General features: G+C 71.9%; 17 protein-coding genes and 1 tRNA gene. 6 read left to right on the top strand and 12 right to left on the bottom strand.

The features are described 5' to 3' along the window. Positions 1-4: 4 nt before the first annotated feature. From ettA to OG522_RS24325, 5 genes are all read right to left on the bottom strand, one after another. Positions 5-1,669, bottom strand: coding sequence for an energy-dependent translational throttle protein EttA (ettA, locus tag OG522_RS24345; protein WP_329465121.1), 1,665 nt, complete (start codon positions 1,667-1,669; stop codon positions 5-7). Positions 1,670-1,985: 316 nt separating this feature from the next. Then, positions 1,986-3,389 (bottom strand): thioester domain-containing protein, encoded by a 1,404-nt coding sequence (locus tag OG522_RS24340; protein ID WP_329465120.1) that lies wholly within the window; start codon positions 3,387-3,389, stop codon positions 1,986-1,988. A gap of 305 nt (positions 3,390-3,694) precedes the next feature. Continuing rightward, on the bottom strand, positions 3,695-4,195 hold the full coding sequence (locus OG522_RS24335) for a single-stranded DNA-binding protein (RefSeq protein WP_329465119.1): 501 nt from the start codon (positions 4,193-4,195) through the stop codon (positions 3,695-3,697). 334 nt (positions 4,196-4,529) lie between these two features. Then, entirely contained in the window at positions 4,530-6,251 is a 1,722-nt protein-coding gene (locus OG522_RS24330; RefSeq protein ID WP_329465118.1) for a GTPase, read from the bottom strand. Then, positions 6,248-7,852: a dynamin family protein gene (locus OG522_RS24325; protein ID WP_329465117.1), complete on the bottom strand. Its 1,605-nt coding sequence runs from the start codon at positions 7,850-7,852 to the stop codon at positions 6,248-6,250. The genes OG522_RS24330 and OG522_RS24325 overlap by 4 nt, the downstream gene beginning before the upstream one ends. 367 nt (positions 7,853-8,219) lie before the next feature. Between OG522_RS24325 and OG522_RS24320 the strand changes: the two genes are divergently transcribed. The 3 genes from OG522_RS24320 (at position 8,220) to OG522_RS24310 (ending at position 13,101) form a co-directional block, all read left to right on the top strand. Then, a tRNA-Arg gene (locus tag OG522_RS24320) sits at positions 8,220-8,292 on the top strand. Between the two features lie 396 nt (positions 8,293-8,688). Beyond that, entirely contained in the window at positions 8,689-10,578 is a 1,890-nt protein-coding gene (locus OG522_RS24315) for a hypothetical protein (RefSeq protein WP_329465116.1), read from the top strand. An 87-nt stretch (positions 10,579-10,665) separates the two neighbouring features. Then, a complete protein-coding gene (locus OG522_RS24310; protein ID WP_329465115.1) occupies positions 10,666-13,101 on the top strand; it encodes an ATP-binding protein in 2,436 nt (811 codons plus the stop codon). 34 nt (positions 13,102-13,135) lie between these two features. Here OG522_RS24310 and OG522_RS24305 read toward each other — a convergent pair whose 3' ends face one another. Beyond that, a complete protein-coding gene (locus tag OG522_RS24305) occupies positions 13,136-13,405 on the bottom strand; it encodes a hypothetical protein (protein WP_329465114.1) in 270 nt (89 codons plus the stop codon). Between the two features lie 252 nt (positions 13,406-13,657). On the opposite strand from OG522_RS24305, the gene OG522_RS24300 reads away from it, so the two are divergent. After that, positions 13,658-14,932 (top strand): aminotransferase class I/II-fold pyridoxal phosphate-dependent enzyme, encoded by a 1,275-nt coding sequence (locus tag OG522_RS24300; protein ID WP_329465113.1) that lies wholly within the window; start codon positions 13,658-13,660, stop codon positions 14,930-14,932. 78 nt (positions 14,933-15,010) lie between these two features. Here OG522_RS24300 and OG522_RS24295 read toward each other — a convergent pair whose 3' ends face one another. Both OG522_RS24295 and OG522_RS24290 read right to left on the bottom strand, forming a co-directional pair. Beyond that, positions 15,011-15,880: an ABC transporter permease gene (locus tag OG522_RS24295; protein WP_329465112.1), complete on the bottom strand. Its 870-nt coding sequence runs from the start codon at positions 15,878-15,880 to the stop codon at positions 15,011-15,013. Then, complete coding sequence (locus tag OG522_RS24290) at positions 15,877-18,498, bottom strand: alpha/beta fold hydrolase (protein WP_329465111.1); 2,622 nt, start codon at positions 18,496-18,498, stop codon at positions 15,877-15,879. The genes OG522_RS24295 and OG522_RS24290 overlap by 4 nt, the downstream gene beginning before the upstream one ends. Before the next feature lie 151 nt (positions 18,499-18,649). On the opposite strand from OG522_RS24290, the gene OG522_RS24285 reads away from it, so the two are divergent. After that, the gene (locus OG522_RS24285; RefSeq protein ID WP_329465110.1) at positions 18,650-19,105 is read left to right on the top strand and encodes a GNAT family N-acetyltransferase; all 456 of its coding nucleotides are present in this window, start codon (positions 18,650-18,652) and stop codon (positions 19,103-19,105) included. Between the two features lie 23 nt (positions 19,106-19,128). On the opposite strand, the gene OG522_RS24280 is transcribed toward OG522_RS24285, so the two are convergent. From OG522_RS24280 to OG522_RS24270, 3 genes are all read right to left on the bottom strand, one after another. Then, positions 19,129-19,923 carry a maleylpyruvate isomerase family mycothiol-dependent enzyme gene (locus OG522_RS24280; RefSeq protein WP_329465109.1) on the bottom strand — a complete coding sequence of 265 codons (795 nt, stop codon included), beginning with the start codon at positions 19,921-19,923 and terminating at the stop codon, positions 19,129-19,131. A gap of 22 nt (positions 19,924-19,945) precedes the next feature. Beyond that, positions 19,946-21,352, bottom strand: a complete 1,407-nt coding sequence (locus OG522_RS24275) for an APC family permease (protein ID WP_329465108.1) — start codon at positions 21,350-21,352, stop codon at positions 19,946-19,948. Positions 21,353-21,665: 313 nt separating this feature from the next. Beyond that, the gene (locus OG522_RS24270; RefSeq protein ID WP_329465107.1) at positions 21,666-22,550 is read right to left on the bottom strand and encodes a LysR family transcriptional regulator; all 885 of its coding nucleotides are present in this window, start codon (positions 22,548-22,550) and stop codon (positions 21,666-21,668) included. Between the two features lie 93 nt (positions 22,551-22,643). On the opposite strand from OG522_RS24270, the gene OG522_RS24265 reads away from it, so the two are divergent. Next, complete coding sequence (locus tag OG522_RS24265; protein WP_329465106.1) at positions 22,644-23,348, top strand: CTP synthase C-terminal region-related (seleno)protein; 705 nt, start codon at positions 22,644-22,646, stop codon at positions 23,346-23,348. 119 nt (positions 23,349-23,467) lie between these two features. Here the strand turns inward: OG522_RS24265 and mmsA are convergent, their stop codons facing one another. Then, positions 23,468-24,970, bottom strand: coding sequence for a CoA-acylating methylmalonate-semialdehyde dehydrogenase (gene mmsA, locus OG522_RS24260; protein WP_329465105.1), 1,503 nt, complete (start codon positions 24,968-24,970; stop codon positions 23,468-23,470). Positions 24,971-24,975 lie beyond the last annotated feature (5 nt).

The following is a 24,975-nucleotide window of genomic DNA, read 5'->3' as shown; positions in this document are numbered from 1 at the left end:
TCACTCAGCCCCGGGTGAGCTTCTTGTACGTGGCGCGGTGCGGGCGAGCCGCGTCGGCGCCCAGACGCTCGATCTTGTTCTTCTCGTACGACTCGAAGTTGCCCTCGAACCAGTACCACTTGGACTCGCCCTCGTAGGCGAGGATGTGCGTGGCCACTCGGTCCAGGAACCAGCGGTCGTGGGAGATCACGACCGCGGCACCGGGGAACTCCAGGAGCGCGTTCTCAAGCGAGGACAGCGTCTCGACGTCCAGGTCGTTGGTGGGCTCGTCGAGGAGCAGCAGGTTGCCGCCCTCCTTGAGCGTCAGCGCCAGGTTGAGACGGTTGCGCTCACCGCCGGAGAGCACACCCGCGGGCTTCTGCTGGTCCGGGCCCTTGAAGCCGAAGGCGCTGACGTACGCGCGCGACGGCATCTCGACCTGGCCGACGTTGATGTAGTCGAGCTCGTCGGAGACGACGGCCCACAGCGTCTTCTTCGGGTCGATGTTGGCGCGGCTCTGGTCGACGTACGAGATCTTGACGGTCTCGCCGATCTTGACGGATCCGGAGTCCGGCGTCTCCAGGCCCTGGATCATCTTGAAGAGCGTGGTCTTGCCGGCGCCGTTCGGGCCGATGACGCCCACGATGCCGTTGCGCGGCAGCGTGAAGCTCAGGTCGTCGATGAGGACCTTGTCGCCGAAGGCCTTGGAGAGGTTGTTGACCTCCACGACGATGGAGCCGAGGCGCGGACCCGGCGGGATCTGGATCTCCTCGAAGTCCAGCTTCCGCATCTTGTCGGCTTCGGCGGCCATCTCCTCGTAGCGGGCCAGACGCGCCTTGGACTTGGTCTGACGCCCCTTGGCGTTGGACCGCACCCACTCCAGCTCTTCCTTGAGCCGCTTGGCGCGCTTCTCGTCCTTGCGGCCCTCGACCTTCAGGCGGGACGCCTTCTTGTCCAGGTACGTGGAGTAGTTGCCCTCGTACGGGATGGCGCGGCCGCGGTCGAGCTCCAGGATCCACTCGGCGACGTTGTTCAGGAAGTACCGGTCGTGGGTGACGGCGACCACGGCGCCCGCGTACTTCGAGAGGTGCTGCTCCAGCCAGTTCACCGACTCGGCGTCGAGGTGGTTGGTGGGCTCGTCGAGCAGCAGGAGGTCCGGCGCCTCGATGAGCAGCTTGCAGAGCGCCACGCGGCGCTTCTCGCCACCGGAGAGGTTGACCACGGGCCAGTCGCCGGGCGGGCAGCCCAGTGCGTCCATGGCCTGCTCCAGCTGGGCGTCCAGGTCCCAGGCGTTGGCGTGGTCCAGGTCCTCCTGGAGCTTGCCCATCTCGTCCATGAGCGCGTCGGAGTAGTCGGTCGCCATGAGCTCGGCGACCTCGTTGAAGCGCTTGAGCTTGCCCATAATCTCGGCGGCGCCGTCCTGGACGTTCTCCAGTACGGTCTTGGACTCGTCGAGCTGGGGCTCCTGCATGAGGATGCCGACGCTGTAGCCGGGCGACAGGAAGGCGTCGCCGTTGGAGGGCTGCTCAAGGCCCGCCATGATCTTGAGAACGGTGGACTTACCGGCACCGTTGGGGCCGACCACACCGATCTTCGCGCCGGGAAGGAAGCTCAGGGTGACGTCATCGAGAATCACCTTGTCGCCGTGCGCCTTGCGCGTCTTGCGCATGGTGTAGATGTACTCAGCCAAGAGAAACCGTCCGGCAGATCGATGGGTGGGCAGATACACCCCATCTTGCCTGACGGCTACCCCCCGGGGGAAACCCGTATCGCCCGGGGCCCGCGACCTGGACGTCCGGCGCCCCCGCCGGTAGTTGCCCCGTCACCGACTGTCGCCGCCAGGCCTGCGGGATCGGCTCCACTGTTCAGCCGTCCGGCCCCACGGCGTCAACTCGCCCCGCCTTCGGGCGAGCAGCACCGCGCCCCGACAGGAACGGCCCCGGTACGCGAGGCGTACCGGGGCCGTTGCCCGTCAGCGGGCGGTCACTCTGTGTTGAGCGGACTGCTTACTGACCGGCCGCCTTCTTCTTGCGGAGGAAGAACACCGCGCCGCCGCCGAGCAGCACCAGGACGACGGCCGCACCGGCGATCATCGGGGTGGCGCTGGAGCTGCCGGTCTCGGCCAGGTTGGTGCCGGTGGTCCCGGTCGAGCTGCCACCGGCCGAGGCGGGGCTGGGCTTCGAGGACGGGGTGGGCGTACCGGAACCGGCGGTCTTGCAGTCAAGGACGCCGGAGAAGTGCTGACCGGCGATGGTGAAGTCGTACTTCTGGTCCTCCTCGACGGGGAACAGCACGGTCTTCGAGCCACCGGCCGGGATCGTCGCGATGGTCTTGCCACCGACGGTCACCGGGTAGGCCTCGTCGCCCTTGTTGGTGACGGTGATGTCCACGCCGCCCTTGGCGCAGTCCTTCTTCACCGAAACGGCCGGAATCGCACCCTGCTTGGCCCAGGTCACCTTCGCGACGGCGTTGACCGTCGAGTCGCTGGAACCGGCCAGGATCTGCGTCTGGCTCTTGGACTCACTGGCGAACGCGCGGCCGACCGGCACCTGGGTGGTGGCCTGGAGGCGCAGCGAGCCCGTGCCCGGCTGGGCGGTGGCGGGCACGTCGAAGAAGAGCTGGGCACCGTTGGCGGCGGTGCTTACGGTCTGCCCCGCCTTGTTGACGACCTTGACCCCGGCGGCCTTGAGCTCCTCGGAAGCGGCGACCGTCACCTTGTCGGCATTGGTGTGCACCGTGACCGGGCCGAGCTTCTGGCCGGCCTTGCCGGCCACCGACGCGTTGTCCAGCGTCAGCGAGGCCGTGGGCTCCGCGACGTTCTGCGCGCTCTTGAACAGCCAGTCCGCGAGCGCTTCGGCGTTCTTGTTGGTGGCTTCGACGTTGGCGCCGTCCGAGTAGCGCCAGATGGCGACCTGGGTACCGGCGGCCGCGAGGCCGTTGTTGAGCTTGTCCGTGATGCCCGCGGCCTTGGCCAGCTTGTCGAGATCGTTGACCTGAGGGTAGGAGTGCTCAAGGATCCAGCGGATCTTCCCGGCGTCCTTGTTGCTGTTCAGCGAGGTGCCGCTCCACGGCGTCTCGTTGTACTTGGCCTCGGTCTGCGTCGGGTTGTGGATGTCGATGCAGTACGTGCGCAGCGTGCCGCCACCGTCGACGTTCATCCGGAACAGACCGGCGGAGACCTTCTCGTCGCGGCCGTTGCCGTGGATGACGGCCTGGTCGTACGAGCCCTCCTCCAGGCCCTGGATGGTGGCGGTGGCGCCGCCCTGGCCCTGCTGGTCAGGCGTGTCCGCGACGGCCGCACCGGCGCCGGCGATCGCACCGGCCGCGACGAGTCCCGAGACGGCTATGGCAGTGGCGAGGCGCAGAGCACCCCGCTTGCGGGCAGAAGGCCCGTGAACGGCTGAAAACACAGAATTCCCCTTCGGGCGAGGCTCTTTCGCAAGGTGGTGCGCGTGCACGGAGGGTGCGCGTTGGGGGAAGTGCCTCGCCGGCAGACTCAAGTGCCCCGTGAGTACGCGGGAATCCTAGGGATACGGAAGTCAACGATCCGCCGCCAAGACATCAGATAACCATTCTGATTCAGAATCGTTATCCGAGGCTACGCATTCAAGCCAGCTGTATCGATAAATCACCGGTACAGAAGGGGAGTTTCGGACGCCCGTCGCGGCACGACTCCGCTCCGTGTCCGTCCGGCTCTCCTCAAGCAGCCGACGCCCTACGTGCCCACCGGTTCGGCGGTCGGCGCCGACTCCCATACCACCGACGGGAGTCCACCCGATGCCGCCGGTTCACTTCCCGGCGGCGCAGCGCCCTCCGCCCTCTGCGTCCTGGCCCGTTCGGCCGGGCTCGCCTCGCCCTTGAACACCCGTCGGAACACCGTGGTTCCCCGTGACATGTCGTGTCCGACGGCCACCGCGTCGACGTCGGCCGAGAACCAGCGCGGACCCTCCTTGCACTCCTCGTCCCGCACCTTCAAACGCCCGTGCACCACCAGCGGTTCACCGATCGACACCGAGCCCGTCAGGTTCATCCCGAGCGTTCGCGCCGCCCACACCGTGTAGAAGCTGGTGGCGCCGTCCACCCAGCACTGCTTCTCCCGGTCGAAGCGGCGCGCGGTCACCGCGAGCCGGAACCTCGCCACCCCGCCGGTCGCCGACTCCCGCCACTCCACCTGCGTCGCCACATTGCCGACCAGCGTCACCATCGTGTCGTTCACTGCCCTCAACCCCCGTGCCTCGACCAACTCGTACAACTCGAAGAACCCTTACAACCCGTACGACTCTTGGACCGCGCGAACCTGCGTTTCGCCGAGCGCAAGGAAGAACCCCGTCCGGTCCGGCCGTCGATCGAACCCTTGCGCCGTCGATCTCCATGCTGGACCGGACGGGGAGTCTGTGCCGAAGCCTGTGGACTACCGCCCGGTTGTGGACAACCCGTTCACCCGGGCCCGCCCCCGCGCCCGCTCACCCTGACGCCCGTCACCAAGCCCCCCCCTCCACCAGTCCCCCTTGACCAAGGCCCCTCCGCCGAGCCCCCTCACCAGGACCCCCTCACCGCGCCCCCGCCCCCACCACCACCGCGTACTGCTCGCGCACCTCGCGATACCGCAGCAGCTCCGTGGCCACCGGGTCGAGGACCTTGGCCCGGCCGCAGGCCGCCGCGGCCTCGCGGAGTCTGCGTTCGGCCTCCTGCCCGTAGCGCCGCCCCGGGCCGCGGGCCGCCACCGCGCACGCCCACTCGACCAGCGGCCCGCCCACGATCCCGCCCAGCATCACCAGCGCGGGCACGATCAGACCCGGCGCGAGCACCCCGATGATCTGGCCGAAAAGCCATAGTCCGCCCACGATCTGAACGCCGGTCATGAGCATCTGGGCCAGCACGGCGGCCGGCCACCACGGGGGCCGGGGTGAGGTGCCGCGCTCCTGTTCCTCCCGTGCCGCGAGCTCGTCCAGGGCCTCGGGAAGCCCGTCGGCGCCCCGCACCGCGGCCTCGCGCACGGCCTGCGCCCAGGGCGCGGGCAGCCCCGCCGAGGCCTCGTCGGCGACCGTACGGACCGCCTGCTCGACCCGTTGGCGCGCGGTGACCTGTTCCTCGGCCCGAGCGTCGGGGCGCGGCCGCTGCAGTGCCGGGACGCGAATCTGGTCGTACCAGCGCCACAGTCGCAGCCACGGCGTCCCGCACGCACGGCTGGCGTTGCGCCGCCACTCGCGTTCGGCCGCCTCGCCCGCCGCGCAGGCTCCGACCGCCGTGGCCAGGCGGTCCGCGAAGTCCTGGCGGGCCCGTTCGCCGAGGCCGGCCCGGCCGTCCGCGACGTACAGCGGACGCAGTTCGGCGGCGGCGGTGTCCACGTCGGCGGAGAGCCGGCGGGCCGCCGCGCCGCGTTCCTGCACGAACCGGCCGAGTTGTTCGCGCAGTTCGCCGACACCCTCTCCGGTCAGCGCGGACACGGCGAGCACCGAGGCACCGGGCTCGCCGTGTTCGCCGAGCGCCATGCCGTCCTCGTCGAGCAGTCGGCGCAGATCGTCGAGCACCTGGTCGGCGGCGTCGCCGGGCAGCCGGTCCACCTGGTTGAGCACGACGAAGCTGACCTCCGCGTGGCCCGCCAGCGGGCGCAGGTAGCGCTCGTGGAGCACGGCGTCCGCGTACTTCTCGGGGTCCACGACCCACACGATCGCGTCCACGAGCGCGAGGACCCGGTCGGCGGCGTGGCGGTGCGAGACGACCGCCGAGTCGAGGTCCGGCAGATCGACCAGGACCAGGCCCTCCAGGTCGCTGTCCGGGCTGTCGATGGGCCGTCGGCGCAGCCTGCCGGGGATCCCGAGCCGGTCGAGCAGGCCTGCGGCGCCGTCGGTCCAACTGCACGCGATGGGCGCCCCGGTGGTGGGCCGGCGCAGCCCGGTGTCCGAAATCTGGCTTTTTGCAAGGGAGTTGAAGAGAGTGGACTTGCCGCTTCCGGTGGCGCCCGCGACAGCGACGACGGTGTGCCGCGAGGAAAGGCGCTGCCGTGCCGACGCCTCGTCGAGCACTCGCCCCGCCTCCGCGAGCTTCCCGCCGTCGAGACGGGTGCGGGACAGTCCGATCAGCTCGCTGAGCGCGTCCAGACGGCCCCGCAGCGCACCGACGTACGGCCCGCCGATGGGCTCGTAGGCGTTCTCCGCGGCGTCCTGCGGGTCCTCCTCGCCCGGAAGGGACACTTCCGTCACCTCGCCGGGTTCGGCGGCGCGCCGCCGGATCAGCCCGTCGTCCCAGCGGTCGTCGACCTCCTGTGTCATGCCGCTCTCCTCTCCCTCTGCACCACGGACAGCGCGGCGATCAGCCCGGCCTGCGGCTCGGGCGTTACCTCCAGCTCGTCCAGCGGCGCGAGCCGCCGCTCCCGTTCGGCGCCGAGCACTTGGTCGATGTACGTGGCGATCAGCTCGCCGCCCTTGTCGCGCAGCCGCAGCGCGCCCTGGGCGCCGATCCGCTCGGCGAGCCGCTCACCGGCCCGGCGGGCTCGCTTGCCGCCGAGCAGGGCCGCGGCGAGCAGGGCCGCCACGGTCTCCGGGTCGGGTGCCAGGGACCGTTCCATCTCCCGCACTTCCTCCTCGGCGAGCTCTTCGAGCACCCTGCGCCAGCGCCGCACGGCGAGCCCGATCCGGTCCTCGGGGTCCTCGTGGCGTACGGCGCCGACGAAGCGCCCCGCGGCGGGCTCGCGCGCCCAGGCGTCCCGGACCCGCTCGTCGGCGGCGGCGGCCGCGCAGCGCAGCAACTCGGCGAGGCTGTCCACGAGGGCGTCGAGCAGCTCCGCGGAGGAGGCGCCGCCCGGATGGGCACGCCAGCGGGTGAGCGCGTCCCCGGCGAGCACCTCGCCCGCCCGCAACCGCCGGTGCACCCGGGCACCCTCCTTGGCGTACGCGTCCTCGACCGCGCCGGTGAGGCGTACGGCCGCCGCGTACTGCGCTGCGACGGCCGAAGCGAGCTCGGGCATCCGCGCGTTGAGCGATTCGATCGCGCCGGAGGCGGTGCGGGCCACGGCCTGCTGACGGGCCGCCGGATCCTTGCTGCGGTGGGTGAGCCAGGCGAGCAGCGGGGCGACGGCGCTGCCGGGCAGCAGCCCGTGCGAGGCTCCCGCTGACTCGGGCAGCTCGGGCACCGTGAACCGCGGCACCTCCCCGAGCCCGGCCTTGGTGAGCAACGCCGCGTACTGCCGGGAGACTTCGGCGAGCACCTGGTGCGGCACCCGGTCGAGCACGGTGACGAGCGACGCGTCGTACTCCTTGGCGGTACGCAGCAGGTGCCAGGGCACCGCGTCGGCGTACCGGGAGGCGGTGGTGACCATGACCCACACGTCGGCGGCGCAGATGAGTTCGGCGGCCAGGATGCGGTTGCTGACGACCAGTGAGTCGATGTCGGGGGCGTCCAGCAGCGCGAGCCCGCGGGGCAGCGTGGCGACGGTCTCGACACGTACCGCACCCATGTCGTCCCCACCGGGCAGCCCGCCTCCCTCGGCGTCCTCCTGCTGCTGCGGCAGCCATACGCGGGTGAGTTCGGGCAGTACGCGCGGCCCGGCGAACCAGTCCTTGTCGTCGGGGTGGCAGACCAGCACGGGCGTCCGCGTGGTGGGCCGCAGCACGCCCGCCTCGCTGACCCGGCGCCCCACAAGGGAGTTGACGAGGGTCGACTTCCCCGCCCCGGTCGAACCGCCGATCACCGCGAGCAACGGGGCTTCGGGGTCTCGGAGCCGGGGCAGCAGATAGTCGTCGAGCTGTGCGAGCAGCTCACTGCGCGTCTGCCGGGCGCGTGGGGCACCCGGCAGCGGCAGTGGGAGGCGCACGGCGGCGACACTGTCGCGCAGGGCGGAGAGTGCGTCGATGAGCTGAGGCCGTACGTCCAAGGTCACCACATGCGAAGAATGCCCAACTTTGGCGCCTTTTTGAAGCGTATGGCCACTTCCGCGCGCGTCCATCCGCCGCCAGGGCATACCGGACGGACAGATGGGACACAAGGGATGAGCGGGACGCGGGCATAACGAGTGCACAACACCCTGCGCCGCAAGCGTCAAAAGCGCTGCACGATTCGCACCTGCCTGCGATTATCGGTTCGCTTCACCGAACCTCCACATCGTGCCACGCAGGTGAAGCAACCGGGACGAGGTGACAGGAGCCCTATCCTTGTCCCGGGCAAGGTCAACGGCCCGGGAACCGTTCCCGGACCCGCCGCCCTGTCCGCCCGGGGCTCCAGGCCGCCGAGGCCACGATCCGGCCCCCGTAGCTCAGTGGATAGAGCAGGCGCCTTCTAAGCGCTTGGCCGCAGGTTCGAGTCCTGCCGGGGGCGCTCATGTGCAGCCGAGCGTCCGGCCCTCCTTCGGGAGGGCCTTTTTGCTGATCGGAGCAGGCTAGCGGGCGCGGCGTAGAGCGGGCGTAAGGCCTCTGCGGGTCCTCGCCGCCCCTCCTCCGCCGCCGACGCGGCCTCGCGAGCGGCCCGCCATATCCTGGGTACACGCCCGTCGTATGGGCCGGCACACACCAGAGAGGTTGCCGAAGAGGGTGAGATGCGCTAGCGCGAATGGCCGCGAACCGCGAACCGCGAACCGCGAACCGCGAACCGCGAACCGCGAACCGCGAACCGCGAACCGCGAACCGCGAACCGCGAACCGCGAACCGCGAACCGCGAACCGCGAACCGCGAACCGCGAACCGCGTAACCGGCGCTGAGCGCGAGGGGGGCCGGGGTGGCCGCGCGTATCGCTGACATCCCGTTCCTGCGCGTTCCGGTGGGGGACGGCGCCCACCGCTGGAGCACGTTCCCCGGTGAGCGCACGCTCGTCGTCGCCGCCCGCACTCTCACCTCGACCATCCGTGTCCTTGAGGTGCTGCCCGCGCTGCTGCGCGGGGACTCCCGGGTGACGGTGGTGTTCGCGCACGACCCGACCTCGGCCTTTGGCGACGGCTCCCTCGATCTGCTCCACGATTCCGGTTGCCGCGTCATGCCGTGGGGCCAGCTGCCGCACATCGCCCCCGACCTGATTCTCAGCGCGAGCGAGAACATCGAGGTTCCGGAAGGGAACTGCCCGGTACTGGTACTCCCGCACGGCATCGGGTTCCAGAAGTACGTGCCGGACTCCCGCTCCTCGCGCAGCCGCCTCTCGGGCGTCGTACCCGACGCGCTCCTCGAAGCGGGGCGGGCCTGGATCGCCGTGTCACACCCGGAGCAGGAGCGGCAGCTGCTCGCCTCGCATCCGAAGACCGCCGGACACACCCTGCTCGTCGGAGACCCCTGTCTCGACGAACTGCTCGTCAGCGCGGACCGGCGCGACGACTACCGGCGGGCGCTGGGCGTCGCGGACCACCAGCGCCTGGTGCTGGTGAGTTCGACGTGGGGCCCCACCTCCCTCATCGGCCGGGACCCGCAGCTGCCCGCGCGACTCCTCGCCGAACTGCCCTGGGACGAGTACCGGGTCGGCCTGGTCCTGCATCCCAACGTGTGGTCGGCGCACGGCGCCTGGCACGTCCGGACCCTCCAGGCCGACGCCCTCGATGCCGGTCTGCTCCTGATGCCGCCCGTTCACGACTGGCGCCCCGCACTGGTGGCCGCCGACGTCGTCATCGGCGACCACGGCTCGGTGACGCTGTACGGCGCCTCGCTCGACAAGCCGCTGGCCCTGGCCGCGTACGGGAACGACGCGGTACCCGGCACCGCCGGCGCCGATCTCGCCCGGACCGCCCCCCGGTTCGGCCCCGGGCGGAGCGCACTGCGGCAGATCGAAGACGTCATACGGACCCACAAGCCCGACCAGTACGCCTCGGTGGCCGCCCGAGCCTTCACCGAGCCCGGCACCGCGCTCGCCCGGCTGCGTACCGCCCTCTACGACCTGCTCCGCCTGGAACCGCCGACGACCGCACCGCCGCCAGGGCCTCTCACCCTCACGGTGCCGGAGAATCCGGCGACGACGGTCACCGCATGGATGGTGGTCACCCGCGTCAGCGCTCCCGGCCCCACGGACACCGCCCCCGCGCCGACCGGCATCGACGCCGGATCCGCGGACATCAACCCCGGACCCACCCACACCTGCCCCGCCCCGACCGCCACCGGCCCCGAGCCCACCCCCATCAACCCAGCCCCCACCCCCACCAACCCCGCACCCGTCAGCCGGACCACCGTGGACGTCCGGCGTTTCCCCTGCACCGTGGCCGCCGAACTGTCCGAGGAGGCCGGGACCTTCGTGCATCTCACGGTGTGTCCGGACCGGGAACGCGACCGGCGCCTGACGGAGAGTGCCTCGGTTCTGCTGGGTTCCACCCCTGCGCCATCCTCGGCGGACGCCCTGCGCTGGGTGCGGGACACGCTGGCACGGTGGCCCGGGAGTCTGCTGGCCGCAACCGCGCTGGCTTCGGGAGAGAGCCTGGTGGGCCGGCGTCACGGAGCGACCATGCTGGTCTCGGCCGACTCCGGTCCGGCCGATCCCGCGTTCGCCGCCGCCGCGCTCTACGCCTGCCTGCGGGACGGCCGCACGCCCGGCGAGGGCTCGGTGACCGTGCGCGTCGGTGACCCGCGCGACGAGCCCCGCGGACTCCCTTCCATCCGCCTGACGCTCCGCGCTGCGGGGCATCTGGACGGGTGATACCCGGACAACCGTCCAAGTTCCGTACTACCGACGTCCCCCCGATCCCTCTACGGTGGTCATCAACACGTCCGTGAAGGGGGCCCGGTGGGAGTCGAGGTGGTGGCGCTCGCCGCTTCGGGGGCTACGAGCACGGTGATCGGGCTCGCTGTCACAGAGGCGTGGACGCAGGCGCGGGGTCTCATCAGCCGCCTGTTCAACCGTCGTCGGCAGCAGGACGGCACCGAGGCGGGCGACGAGGAACTCCGTTCCGCCGTCGAGCAGTTGGCGGCGGCCCTGCGAGCGGATGACCAGTACGCGCTCGGCGACGCCACCGACCGGCTGCGGCGCAGGCTGCGCCACTCCCTCCAGGAGGGCTCCGCGACGGCAGCCGAACTGGTCGACCTGCTGCGCGAGTTGGACGGGGAACGCGACCGGGACACCTCCTTCCCGGCGTCCCCGGCCGCGGCCACCGCCTTGTCCGGGGTCACCTTCGGCGCGCCTCCGGCCGTGCGCGCGTCCGGCCCACCGTCAGAAGTCCCCGCCCTGCGGACCCGGTTCGTCAACCGGACCGCCGAGCTGGCCGACCTCGGCGACTCGTCGGCACCCGCCGACGCCTCGCACGTCGACGTCCGCGTACTCGCCGGGCCGCCCGGAGTCGGAAAGACCGCCCTCGCCCGGCACTGGGCACACGCGATGCGCCGGAACTTCCCCGACGGCCGGCTCTACGTCGACTTCGCGGCGCTGCGCGGCCGGTCGGAGGCCGGGGCGGACGTGCTCGACGCCGTTGGTCACTGCCTGCGCTCCCTCGGCGTCCAGGACACCCGCCTGCCATCGTCACTTGAGGAGCGATGCGCGCTCTTCCGCGACCGGACCTCTGAGCTGCGGGTACTGCTCGTCCTTGACGACGTGACCGCACCCGCGCAGGTACGGGCGCTGATTCCGCACGGCGCCGGCAGTGTCGTACTCGCCACGAGCACCGCGAAGCTCGGCGAGCTCTCGGTCGACGGAGCACGCCCGCTGCCCCTTGAACCGCTCACGCCGCAGGCCGCGCTGCTTCTGCTGGCCGCTCGGTGCGGCGAGGCGCGGATCGCCGCCGACCCGGACGCGGCACGGCAGGTGGCCGACCTGTGCTCCGGGCTCCCGGTCGCCCTGCACGTCGCCGCGGCCCGGCTGCTGACCGACCGCCACCTCACTCTGTCCGCGCTCGCCGCCGAACTCCGCGACGAGGAACGGCGGTTGACGGCCCTCCGCGTGGGAGGCGAGTCCCCGGTGTCCGCCGTCTTCGACTCCTCGTATCGACAGCTGACGCCGGAGCTGGCACACGGCTACCGGCTGCTCGGCTGGATCCCGGGCCGGTCCTTCGACGCGGCGACGGCCGCGGCCGCCCTGGGAACCGACGTGGTGGCCGCCCAGCTGCTTCTCGACGTACTGGAGGACATGAGCCTGCTGGAAACGGCGCAGGACCGCCGCTACCGGTTCCACGGCCTGGTGCGGCTGCATGCCCGCGAGCGCGCGGCGGCCGAGGAGCCGTCCGACGCCGGGCCCGCGGTCGTGCGGCGCGTGCTGACGCACTACCTGGCCCTCACGGCGTTCGCCGACCGCGCCGTGCGTGCCGACCGGACGCGCGTCGCCGACCTCCGCTCCCTGCTGGCCGGGCGGACGGACCCGTTCGCCGCGCAGAGCGGCCGAAAGCCCCTGGACTGGCTGGAGGCCGAGCGCGCCAACATCATGGCGGTCCTGCGTGCGGCCGGCGAGTACCGGCTGTACACGCCGGGCTGGCAGCTCGCGGAGGGCTTCACCGTACTGTTCCTGCACCATCGCCACCTCGGTGACTGGCAGGAGTCGCTGGAGCTGGGTGCCGGTTACGCGGCGGCCGCCGTCGCCCCGGCAGCCGAGGCACGACTGCGCAGCCTGCTCTCCCGCCCCCTCATGGACCTGGGTGAGCATGACGCGGCGCACCGGGAGCTGGAGGTCGCGCTGGCCTGTGCGGAAGTGGCCGGTGACCTGGTGCTACAGGCGTCCGTGCGGGAGTTCTCCGGCCGCTACTGGGACCAGTTCGACCCGTCCCGCGCGATCGCGGCGTACCGACGCTCAAGGGAACTGAACGTGCGTGGCGAAGAGCCGCGCGGCGCGGCTATCGCGGCTTTCTTCCTCGGCCGCGCGCAGGACGCGCAGGGCGAGTCGGCCGACGCGCTGGCCACGCTCCGGCAGGCCCGTACGGACCTGTTGTCCCTGCCCGACCCCGATCACCGCATGGCGGCCAGGGCCACCCTGGCGCTCGGCCGCGCCCTCGACCACTTGGGCCGGACCGATGAGGCCGCCGCCATGCTGCGGGAGGGGGCTCGGACACTGCGCGAGCAGCAGGCGTACGCGTACGAGGCCGAAGCCCTGCTCGACCTGGCAGCCATCGCCACGCGCCCCGGCGCGGACCGCTCCCGGCTGCGCGACGACCTGACGAGGGCCCTCACCATCCACCAGGAGATGGGCAGCCCACCCACCCTCATCGAAAACCTGCGCGCCCGCCTGCACGCCACCGACTGACGAGCCCGTACGCTCCTCTGACCGTACGCTGCCCCTATCGGGCAACGCTGCCCAACCACAGCACGTCACGAGCCCGGGTCATGGCGACGAAGAGCTGGCTGCGCAGCAGTTCCTCCCGCTCTCGCGCCGTTTCGGGTACCTCCGCTCCACCATCCACTCGCCGGTCGGTGACGGTGACCTCTCCGTGGCCGTCCGCGACCCAGCGGGGCTGCGCGTTGGCCTGCGCCTGACGTCGCCGGGCGGAGTTCCCCAGCGCCGAACCGACCATGCTGCCGACCACGAAGCCCGTGGAGCCGAAGGCCATCGCCTCAGCACCGGTGGCGTGCGCGCCTCGCCCAGGGCGACCGGGATGGAGACGGGTGAGGCCCCGCGCCAGCCCGCCCCACGCGGGGTGACGCCGCCGCGCTGCCCGTGCTGCGGGGCTCGTGATGGGCGTCACTTCCGCGGGTGTCCCCGGAAGCCGGTCGTCCCGGGTTCAGGGGTGGGTTTGTAAGCTCGGCAGGGCGCACCCATCCATGCCGTTCCCCGCAGGCGCGGCCCCGCGAGAGGAAACACCATGACCACCGAGCTGAGCCCCGACGCCCTGGCCGGGCTGCTCGACCAGGCCCGGCAGGACTACGCGGCGCTGGCGGCCCGTGGCCTCAAGCTCGATCTCACGCGCGGCAAGCCCTCGCCCGAGCAGCTCGACCTCTCCGAGGACCTGCTCAGCCTGCCCGGCGGCCGGTACACCTCCGCGGACGGCACGGACGTACGCAATTACGGGGGGCTGCAAGGTCTCGTGGAGCTTCGGGAGATCTTCGCCGAGGTCCTCCAGGTGCCCGTCCCGCAGCTGCTCGCCGCCGGCAACTCCAGCCTGGAGCTCATGCACGACTGCCTCGTGCACGCCATGCTGAGTGTCCTGCCGGGTGCCGACTCGCACTGGGTCGACCAGGAGCGGCTGGCCTTCCTGTGCCCCGTGCCCGGCTACGACCGGCACTTCTCACTCTGCGAGCGGTTCGGCATCGAGATGATTCCGGTTCCGATGACCGACGAGGGCCCGGACATGGACGTCGTCGAGCGGCTCGTTGCCGAGGACGCGGGCATCAAGGGCATCTGGTGCGTGCCGAAGTACAGCAACCCGAGCGGCGTCAGCTACAGCGACGAGACCGTGGCGCGGCTGGCCCGCATGACGACCGCCGCCCCCGACTTCCGGATCTTCTGGGACAACGCCTACGCCGCCCACCACCTCACCGACCGGCCCGTCGAGATCGCCGATCTGCTCGGTTCCTGCGCGGCGGCCGGTCACGCGGACCGCGCGTTCGTCTTCGGCTCCACCTCCAAGATCACGGCCGCGGGCGCGGGCGTCGCCTTCTTCGGTTCGTCGCCCGCCAACGTGCAGTGGCTGCTCGCCAACAACTCCAAGCGCTCGATCGGCCCGGACAAGGTCAACCAGCTGCGCCACGTCCTGTTCCTGCGCGACGCGGACGGCGTGCGGGCCCACATGGAGCGCCAGCGCGCCCTGCTCCAGCCGAAGTTCGAGACGGTTCGGCGGATCTTCGACAGCGAGCTCGGCGGCACCGGCCTCGCCACCTGGACGACCCCCGAAGGCGGCTACTTCATCACCCTGGAGGTGCCGGAGGGCTGTGCCAAGGAGGTCGTGGCGCGGGCCGCGGCGGCGGGTGTCGCCCTGACCCCGGCCGGCGCGACGCACCCGTACGGCAGCGATCCGCGCGACGCCACCATCCGCATCGCGCCGAGCTACCCGGGCCTGGCCGAGCTGGAGCAGGCGATCCTGGGTCTGACCGCCTGCGTACGGCTCGTGGGGTACGAGAAGCTCAGCGCCGCGGTCTGATCCACTGCGCATCGCGGCCCGGCCGCCTTCGAGCACCCTGTGAAGCGGGGCTCGAAGGCGGCCTCCGCGCATCCGGGGCTACGACACGATGTCCTTGCGCGCGAACCCACGGAACGCGAGCGCGAACAGCACCAGCGCGTAGGCCACCGAGACCGCCGAGCCCTTCAGCATGCCGCCCCACTCCAGGTGGGGCTGGAGCGCGTCGGCCCAGGCGAACTGCCAGTGGGCGGGGAGGAAGTCCCGCCAGTCGCCGAGCGCCGTCACCGCGTCCAGTACGTTGCCGACGATGGTCAGGCCGACCGCGCCGCCGACCGCGCCCAGCGGGGCGTCCGTACGGGTGGACAGCCAGAACGCCAGCCCGGCGGTGACCAGTTGGGACACGAAGACGAAGGCCACCGCGATGGCGAGTCTCGGCAGCGCGTCGCCCGCGCCGAGCGCGCCGCCGGCCGGGATCTGGAGCGGGCCCCAGCCGTAGGCCGTCGTGCCGACCGCGAGCGCGACCAGCGGCAGCAGCACGATGGCCGCCGCGCTGAACCCGAGCGCCACCGTCAGCTTGGACCACAGCAGCCGGGCCCGGGGCACTGGCGCCGCGAGCAGGTAGCGCAGCGAGGACCAGCTCGCCTCGGAAGCCACGGTGTCCCCGCAGAACAGCGCCACCGGCACCACGAGCAGGAAGCCCGCCGAGACGAACAGGCAGGTCGCCGCGAAGTTGGCGCCGGACGCGGTCGCCGTGTCCATGAGGGTGATCCGGCCGTTGCGGCTGCTCGGGCTGCCGCCGATCGCGAACGCGACGACCAGGACGAACGGCAGCGCGCCGAGCACCGCTCCCATGACCAGGGTGCGCCGCCGCTTCAGCTGGCGCACCGCCTCGACGCGCAGCGGCAGGGTGCGCCGGGCCCGGTAGCCCGGTGCTGTCTCGCCCGCCGGGATCTCCGTCAGCGTGGTCATGCGGACCCTCCGATCAGGGTGAGGAACGCGTCCTCCAGGCGGCGGTGCGGGCCGACGCCGGTCAACGGCACGTCCAGGCGCACCAGTTCGGTGATGAGACCGGCCGGTGTCGCCCCTTCGAGGCGTACCAGAAGGCCCTCGTCGGTGCGCACCGCCGAGCCGATGCCGGGCAGCGCGGCCACCTTGTCCACGACGGGCCCGGCGACCGCCTCGGCGGTGGTGACGAGCAGCGTGTCGCTTCCGCCGGTGATCTCGGCGACCGGTCCGGCCTGGACGAGCCGGCCGCGGTCCATCACCACCAGGTGCGTGCAGGACTGCTCGACCTCGGACAGCAGGTGGCTGGAGACGATCACGGTGCGCCCGCCCGCCGCGTAGCGGATCATCACGTCCCGCATCTCGCGGATCTGCGGCGGGTCGAGACCGTTGGTCGGCTCGTCCAGGATCAGCAGGTCCGGCATGCCGAGCATGGCCTGGGCGATGGCGAGCCGCTGCCGCATGCCCTGCGAGTACGTACGGACCGCGCGCTGGAGCGCGTCGCCGAGGCCCGCGATCTCCAGGGCCTCCTCGATGCGGGAGTCCTGGGCGGGGCGGCCGGTGGCCCGCCAGTACAGCTCCAGGTTCTCGCGGCCCGACAGGTGCGGCAGGAAGCCCGCGCCCTCGACGAACGCGCCGACCCGGGACAGGACGGGCGAGCCGGGCCGGATCGCGTGGCCGAAGACCCGGATCTCGCCACCGTCGGGCCGGATCAGGCCCATCAGCATGCGCAGGGTGGTGGTCTTGCCCGCTCCGTTGGGCCCGAGCAGACCGAGCACCTGGCCCTTTTCGACGCGGAAGGAGAGCTCGCGCACGGCGTACCGGTCGCTGGACTTCGCGTACTTCTTGGTCAAGTCGGTGATCTGGAGCGGCACTTGGGCCAGTGCCGGATCGGGCGCCGGGGTGTGCGTGCGGCGGGTGACGAGGAGGGCCGCGCCGATGACGGCCCCGGCGAGCGGCAGGCCCCACACCCACCAGGGCAGCGCCGCCGACGCGGTCCGCGCCGCGGGTACGGTCGGCACGCTCAGCCCGCCGCCGGCCAGGGACACGGTGTACGTGGCGGGCGCGGCCGGGGAGGCGAAGCCGAGGTCGGTGGCTGCCAGCACGAGGCGCAGCCGGTGGCCCGCCTCGACGGTGTGGTCGACGGCGGGCAGGGTCAGTTCGACGGTCTTTGCGCCCTTGGCGCCGTCGATCCGGACCGGGGAGACGAGCTGTGCGGGCAGCACCTGCTGCTTGCCGTCGGGGCCGACGTCGTACACCTTCCCGAACAGCACGGCGTCGTCGCCGCTGGACTTCACGGTGACCTTGACGGTCGGCGAGCCGGTGACGGTGACGCCGGTCGCCAGGGGTGCGGAGTCGAACTTCGCGTACTGGCCGGGGAAGTCGAGGGAGAGGCCGGCGCCGAGCGATGACAGGCCGGACAGGCCCGCTCCGAGGCCCGGCACGGCGGAGATCGCCGGTGGCGCGCCGCCCGGCGGGTTGTCGAAGCTCTGCTCGCGGCCGGTGAGCGCGATGGTGCGCCGCCCGCTCTCAAGGCCGGGGTAGTTGCCGCTGCTCGCACCCCTCAACTGGGCTGTTCCATCAGTGGAGTTGACGCCTCCGGTGCGGGTCACGCGGAACGCGGGACCGGCGTCGGCGCTCTTGTCGTTCTTCAGGTACCGGTCGAACCACTGGGTGACGCGGGCTTGGGCGCGGCCGGTTTCGCGGTCGCCGCCGTCGTGGCCGCCCGCGATCCAGTCGACGGAGACCGGCGCGCCGTTGGCGGCGATCCGCCGCTCCATGGCGTCGGCCTGGCCGAGCGGGAACAGCGAGTCGGTCTGGCCCTGCATGATGAGCGCGGGCACCTTGATGCGGTCGCCGACGGCCGACGGGCTCTTGGCCGAAAGGAGCTTCTCGGCCGCCTCGTCCGGCTGCCCGGCACTGGCGACCCGCTCGTACATCGCGCACAGCTGCGGATCGAACGCCTTGCAGCCGCCTGCCGTGGACACGAAGATCCCCGCCCAGAGCTTCTTGTAGACCCCGTTGGGGAAGAAGACGTCCGACAGGTTCCAGTACGTCATCTCCGGCGCGATCGCGTCGACCCGTTTGTCGTACCCGGCGGCGAGCAGCGAGATCGCCCCGCCGTAGGACACCCCGGTCACGCCGACGCGCGGGTCGCCCGGCGCGTCCAGCTTCACTTCGGGGCGCTTGGCCAGCCAGTCGATCAGCCGCGAGACGTCCTTGACCTCGAACTGCGGGTCGTTGAGCCCGATCTGCCCGGTCGAGGAGCCGAAGCCGCGCGCGGACCAGGTCATGACCGCGTACCCGTCGCGCGCGAGCTGCTCGGCCTGGCCCTTCACCTCGTTCTTGCTGCCGCCGAAGCCGTGCCCGATCAGCACGGCGGGCCGCTTGTCGTGGCCGCTGCCCGCCGTGAAGAACGAGGTGTCGATCTTCGCGCCGGGCATGTCGAGCACCTGGTCCTCGCGGTGCACGGCGGGGGCGCCCACGGCGCCGGCCGCGCTCCAGACGCCGGCGCCGGCCAGGGCTGCGAGGGCGGCCGCCCCCGCGGCCACCCGCCAACGGCGTCTGCGGATGCTGATCTCCATCCCCCAACCGTATGCGCCGGGTCGGACATCCGAAGCTGCCGGTGGGTGGAGGTGTCCGCTGTACCCGGGGAGTACGGTCGCCCCGTCGTGTACCGCAGCGGGAGTAGGGAGCGCCCAGGTGGAAGACCCGGGTGAGAAGAAAGGGCCCGGGGTGACGGGAGCGCGTGAGACGGATGAGCGCGGGGCGGCACCACCGTACGAGATCCGCCGCGCCACCTCCACGGCCGAGTTGATCGCCGCACAGCACCTGTTCGACGCGCCGGCACGCGAGGAGTGGGCGGCCCGCTTCCTGGCCGCGCCGGGCCATCTGATGCTCATCGCGTACGTCGGCGGCGGCCCGGTGGGTTTCGTCTCCGGCATCGAGATGCTCCACCCCGACAAGGGCACCGAGATGTGCCTGTACGAACTGGCCGTGGCCGCCCGCCACCGCCGCCGGGGCATCGGCCGTGCTCTGGTCGAGGAACTGGCGGCGGCCGCGCGTGCTCGGGGGTGCTACGACATGTGGGTGGGTGTGGACACCGACAACGACCCGGCGCTCGCCACGTACCACTCGGCGGGCGCGCGGGACGAGGGCCACTTCGCGATGCTGACCTGGGCTTGGGAGTGACCGCGCCGGGTCGTTGACGGGGCTCAGAACGCCGTCGCGGCCAGCCACTGGTCGAGGACGTCCGCGTCGCCGAGGACCTCGACGGACGGGGTGGTGGCGGGCAGCCTGCGGTAGAAGACGCGCATCACGTCGGTGAGCGGGCCGCGCAGGGCGACCGTCGCCTTCTCGTGCGCGCGGCGCCAGGTGACGCCCTCGTCCGCGAGTTCGATGATCCACTCGGCGCCGGGGGCGTTCGTGGCGTGCAGGTGGATCGTCCGGCCGCCGGCGCGGAGTGCGTCCGCCTCCTTGCCGCCCCGGGCGGTCTGGATGAAGCCGATGATGCCGAGCCATTCGTCGATGGCGTCGGCCGCGAGCTCGGGCGCCAGCCGGTACTCGGCGCCGGTGGCGCCCGCGACGTCGGCGCGGTGGACGGCGGTCTCGTGGGCCATCCGCCGCGCCCAGAACGCGGTGGTCGTCTCCCCCACCCAGGTCCAGGTCGGCGCGTCGGCGCCGGAGTCCCGCAGGGCACCGGCGCACAGTTCGGCGCCCTCGGCCAACCAGGCGTCCAGCGCCGCCGGTTCGTCACTCACCGGCTCGCGGCCCGGAACCTGCTCCGGCGCTATGGCGGCCGTGGCCTTGGTCCGTACGATCTCGGCGACCCAGCGATGGGCGCCGCCCACGTGCAGCGCGAGCTTGCGCAGGTCCCACTCGGGACAGGTCGGCACCGTGACGGAGAGGTCCGCACCGCTCAGGTGGGACCTCAACTCGGCTGTCTGGCGCAGGATTTCATCACAGTAGACGGCGTGGTCCAGGTATGGGGTGGCGTCCGTTTCAGTCATGGGCGCCACCCTAGGCAGCGCCTCAGGCCTGCGCATCCTCCGGAATGCTGACCAGCCACCGGGTCGCGCGGCGCGGCCGCAGGTACAGCACCCAGTACAGCGTGGCCACCGCGACGATGCCTCCGGTCCACAGCAGGTACTCGGTCTCCTGCTGGGTCAGGATGTAGGCGAGCACCGCGATGAGCAGCACCGGGACGGTGGGCCACAGCGGCATGCGCCAGGCGGGGACGTCCTTGTGCGAGCCGCGTCGGCAGAGCAGGGCGGCGACGGCGACGAGCAGGTACATGCCGGTGACGGAGACTCCGGTGACGCCGTACAGGGTGTCGAGGTTGACGAAGCACAGACCGGCCCCGGGGATGCCGACGAGGAGGGTGGCGACCCACGGGGAACCGAACCGGCCGAGCCGGGACAGGCCCCGGTTGACGGGCTCGGGCCAGGCCTTGTCGCGGGCGGAGGCGAACAGGACCCGGGAGTTCTGGATGACCATGACGATGCCCGCGTTGATGATCGCGAGAGCCACGCAGAGACTGACGAAGGTGCCGACGGCGGAGTTCGACCAGGCGGTGACCATGCTGCTGATGTCGCCGCCGGTGAGGGCCGAGAGGTCGGGGGCGCCCATGGTGATGGCGACAACGGGCACCAGGATCACGGCGGTTGAGATGGCGAGGGTGGCGAGAACGGTCCGGGCGACGTTGCGCCGCGGGTGCTCCAGCTCCTCCGAGAGGTAGACGGCGGTCGAGAAGCCCTGCGTGATGAAGAGGGCGATGGCGAGTCCGGAGATCACCATCATCGTGGTGACCGTCGAGGGGGCGCCGCCCGAACCGGCCACCGAGCCGTGCACCAGTGAGGCGGCGCCGCGCTCGCTGTGGGAGAAGCCGAGGACCGCGACGACTCCGGCGGCGATGACTTCGAGGACCAGGAAGATGCCGGTGATCCAGGCGTTGGCGCGCAGGTCGAGCAGGCCGGCCAGGGTGGCGAGCAGCATCACCGCGGCCCCCGCGACGGGCGCCGGGATGTGGACGATCGGCGAGAGGTAGTCGGCGGTGCCCATGGCGATGACGGGCGGCACGATCATCACGACGAGCAGCGAGAGGACGAACACCAGCCAGCCGGCGAGCCGTCCGGCCATCGTGGACACCATGGCGTACTCGCCGCCCGCGCTGGGGATGAGGGTGCCCAGCTCCGAGTAGCAGAACGCCACGGCGATACAGAGCAGCGAGCCGATCGCGATGGTGAGGGCGGTGTAGGTGCCGAGGGTGGCGAAGAGATCGGGCACGACCACGAACAGGGTGGAGGCGGGTGTCACGCAGGACAGCGTGAGGAGGGTGCCCCCCACGACGCCGATGGAACGCTTGAGCTTCTGTGCCTGCTGGGGGGAGGGGCCGGTCGCGGGGGCGAGCGCCTGGGGGGCGCTGAGCGTTTCCGTCATCGTGTGCGGTTCCGATCGACTGGTGCGGTGTCCGATGCGCGGGAGCGGTATCGCCTCCATGGGCGGAGTGGTGAAAGTGGTTCGGTGGCTCCCGGGTGGACGTCATGGAATCCCCCGGAGAACCGCAGGTCAATAGCTGTTCTCCTGCGGAATCCGAAGATCCGGCACGGCTAAACCCCGAATTTCGGCGTTAAGGACGCGCCAAGACATGACGATCGGGCGGTGCGGGAACCGCAGCGCCCGCGCGGAAGTTTGTCCTTAACTTTTCGCGACGTCCGCAGTGCGGACGGCTCCGGCGCGGCGCGCGGCCCGCTCAGCCGCCCAGCGCGGCGACGAGGTCCGGCACGGGCTTGGCCGGGCCGCGCGGGTGGATGATCTCCGTACGGTGCACCAGGCGCGGCACCGAGACCCGTACGCCCACCGCGCCCGGAAGCCCGTCGGCCGCGCCGAGCCCGAGGGCGACCAGACCGTGCCCGGCCGCGACGAGCGCGCCGAGCCCCCTCAAGTCCGTTCCGCTGTACGCCACTTGGGCCCGGAAACCGTCGCTGTGCGCGGCGCTGCGGAGCCGGGCGAGGGGGACGGCGGTGTCCGGGGCGTCGATCCAGCGGGCGTCGGCGAGGTCGGCCAGGCGCAGTGCGGGGCGGCCCGCGAGGGGGTGGCCGGCCGGGAGCAGCACGGCGAGGGGCTCCTCGGCGATCCCCAGGGTGATCATCGGCCCCGCGTCGGGCAGCGGCAGCGGGTCGCTGGGGGCGGCGGCGCCGCAGACGAGACCGAGGTCGGCCCCGCCGGTCACGACGGCCCGGACCACCTCGTCGCGGCCGAGCACCCGCACGGTGGTCGCCGCGAGCCCGGGGACCTCGCGGCGTACGGCGGCGAGGGCGTCCGCGAGGGCCGGGGTCAGCGCCGCGGGCATGCAGGCGAGCGTGAGGCGCGAGGGCCGGACCTGCTTGAGCCCGGCGATGTCGGCGCGCGCCGCCTCCAGGCGCAGGAGCAGCGGCCGGGCGTGCTCCATGAGCCGCTCCCCCGCCTCGGTGGCCTTGACCGGGCGGCGCGAGAGCAGCGCGGCACCGAGGTCGGCTTCGAGCGCCGCGATGTGCTGCGAGACGGCGGACTGGGTGTAGCCGAGCGAGGAGGCGGCGGCGGAGAACGAGCCGTGCTCGGCGACGGCGACGAAGGTGCGCAGCAGATGCGGGTCCATGAGCGTCAGTATCGCTTGTGCATCAGCATCGCTAATGCCGGATGCATGAATCATCGTTGGACGTGATGATGGTGGGGGCGCCAGGCTGCTCCCATGACAACGACCCGTATCGCCCTGGTGGGCGACCGCTCGCCCGACGTCCGCTCCCACACCCGCGTGCCGCTCCTCCTGGAGGCCCTGCGCGACCGCGAGGGGCTCGACCTGGACGCGTACTGGATCCCGACCGAGGAGGCCGAGACGCACGGCGTCGGGGGCTTCGACGCGGTGTGGGTGCTGCCCGGCAGCCCCTACCGCAGCGAGGCGGGTGCGCTCGCCGCGGTGCGCACCGCGCGCGAGGAGAACATCCCGTTCCTCGGCACGTGCGGCGGCTTCCAGCACGCGCTCCTGGAGTACGCGCGGAACGTGTGCGCCCTGCACGAGGCGAGCCATGCCGAGAACACCCCGGGCACCGAGGACCCGGTCATCGTGCCGCTGGCCTGCTCACTGGTCGGCCACGAGGGGGAGATCCTGGTGACGCCGGGCTCCCGGGCGGCCCAACTCCTGGGCGCCGAGCGGAGCTTGGAGCGCTACCACTGCAACTACGGTGCGAGCGCGCGGCACGTGGACGTCCTGCGCGCCCACGGTCTGGTCTTCTCGGGCACGGACGGCGACGGCGAGGTCCGCATCGCCGAGCTGCCCCGCCACCCCTTCTTCCTGGCGACGCTGTTCCAGCCGGAGCTCTCCGGCGACGGCACCCGCCCGCACCCCCTGATCCGCGGTCTGGCCGCCGCGGCCGTCCACCACGCACAGTCGCGATGAGGCGCCTGGTGTTGGCGTACCTCCACGCGTGCACGGTTCCGGGTGCGCGGTGGGCCAGCCCGTTGGGGCGCGGGGGGCGGGGCTGAGCGCTTGGCGGGCCGCGCGCGACCCGCCCCGTCTCAGTGGTTGCGCGGGAAGCCCAGGTCCACGCCCGACGGGCCGTCGGCGGGGTCCGGCCAGCGGGTGGTGACGACCTTGCCGCGGGTGTAGAAGTGCGTGCCGTCGTTGCCGTAGATGTGGTGGTCGCCGAAGAGCGAGTCCTTCCAGCCACCGAAGGAGTGGTAGCCCACCGGCACCGGGATCGGCACGTTCACGCCGACCATGCCGGCCTCGACCTCCAGCTGGAAGCGGCGGGCAGCGCCCCCGTCCCGGGTGAAGATCGCGGTGCCGTTGCCGAACGGCGAGGCGTTGATCAGCGCCAGGCCCTCCTCGTACGTCTCGGCGCGCAGCACGCACAGGACCGGGCCGAAGATCTCGTCCCGGTAGGCGTCGGCCGAGGTCGGCACGTGGTCCAGGAGGGACAGGCCGATCCAGTGGCCGTTCTCGAAGCCGGGGACGGTGTAGTCGGACCCGTCGAGGACGACGGTGGAGCCCTGGGCGGCGGCGCCCGCGACGTACGAGGCGACCTTGTCCCGGTGGGCCGCGGTGATCAGCGGGCCCATCTCGGAGGACGGGTCGTTGCCGGGGCCGATCTTGATCTTCTCGGCGCGCTCGCGGATCTTCTCCACCAGCTCGTCGCCGATGGCACCCACCGCCACGACGGCGGAGATCGCCATGCAGCGCTCGCCCGCCGAGCCGTACGCCGCCGAGACGGCCGCGTCGGCGGCCGCGTCCAGGTCGGCGTCCGGCAGCACCAGCATGTGGTTCTTGGCGCCGCCGAGCGCCTGCACCCGCTTGCCGTTCGCGGAGGCGGTGGTGTGGATGTAGCGGGCGATCGGCGTCGAGCCGACGAAGGAGACTGCGGCCACGTCCGGGTGGGCGAGCAGCGCGTCCACCGCCACCTTGTCGCCGTGCACGACGTTGAAGACGCCGTCCGGAAGGCCCGCCTCGGCGAGCAGTTCCGCGATCTTCAGCGACGCCGACGGGTCCTTCTCCGATGGCTTCAGGATGAAGGTGTTGCCGCACGCGATGGCAAGCGGGAACATCCACATCGGCACCATCGCCGGGAAGTTGAACGGCGTGATGCCCGCGACGACGCCCAGCGGCTGGCGGATGGAGGCCACGTCCACCCGGCTGGAGACCTGGGTGGACAGCTCGCCCTTGAGCTGAGTGGTGATGCCGCAGGCCAGGTCGACGATCTCCAGGCCGCGCGCCACCTCACCCAGCGCGTCCGAGTGCACCTTGCCGTGCTCGGCGGTGATCAGCTCGGCGATGGCGTCCCGGTTGGCGTCGAGCAGCGCCCGGAACGTGAACAGCACGGTGGTGCGCTGGGCCAGCGAGGACGTGCCCCAGGTCGCGTACGCCGCCTTGGCGGTGGCCACGGCCTGGTCCACCTCCTCCACCGACGCGAAGGCGACCTGTGTGGTGACCGCTCCGGTGGCCGGGTCGGTCACCGGGCCGAAGTTGCCCGACGTGCCCTCGACGGCCTTGCCACCGATCCAGTGGTTGACGGTCTTCGTCATGTCCA

It is taken from the genome of Streptomyces sp. NBC_01431 (genome assembly GCF_036231355.1).
In the GTDB taxonomy this organism is placed as follows: domain Bacteria; phylum Actinomycetota; class Actinomycetes; order Streptomycetales; family Streptomycetaceae; genus Streptomyces.
Note: the sequence above shows the minus strand (reverse complement) of the source record. Positions and strands in the feature narration are given on the sequence as shown.

Excerpts from the sequence above, each read along its gene's own strand:
- OG522_RS24330 (WP_329465118.1), bottom strand. The coding sequence starts at position 6,251 with ATGACACAGGAGGTCGACGACCGCTGGGACGACGGGCTGATCCGGCGG.
- OG522_RS24305 (WP_329465114.1), bottom strand. The coding sequence starts at position 13,405 with ATGGCCTTCGGCTCCACGGGCTTCGTGGTCGGCAGCATGGTCGGTTCG.
- OG522_RS24300 (WP_329465113.1), top strand. The coding sequence starts at position 13,658 with ATGACCACCGAGCTGAGCCCCGACGCCCTGGCCGGGCTGCTCGACCAG.
- OG522_RS24295 (WP_329465112.1), bottom strand. The coding sequence starts at position 15,880 with ATGACCACGCTGACGGAGATCCCGGCGGGCGAGACAGCACCGGGCTAC.
- OG522_RS24290 (WP_329465111.1), bottom strand. The coding sequence starts at position 18,498 with ATGGAGATCAGCATCCGCAGACGCCGTTGGCGGGTGGCCGCGGGGGCG.
- OG522_RS24280 (WP_329465109.1), bottom strand. The coding sequence starts at position 19,923 with ATGACTGAAACGGACGCCACCCCATACCTGGACCACGCCGTCTACTGT.
- OG522_RS24275 (WP_329465108.1), bottom strand. The coding sequence starts at position 21,352 with ATGACGGAAACGCTCAGCGCCCCCCAGGCGCTCGCCCCCGCGACCGGC.
- OG522_RS24270 (WP_329465107.1), bottom strand. The coding sequence starts at position 22,550 with ATGGACCCGCATCTGCTGCGCACCTTCGTCGCCGTCGCCGAGCACGGC.
- OG522_RS24265 (WP_329465106.1), top strand. The coding sequence starts at position 22,644 with ATGACAACGACCCGTATCGCCCTGGTGGGCGACCGCTCGCCCGACGTC.
- mmsA (WP_329465105.1), bottom strand. The coding sequence starts at position 24,970 with ATGACGAAGACCGTCAACCACTGGATCGGTGGCAAGGCCGTCGAGGGC.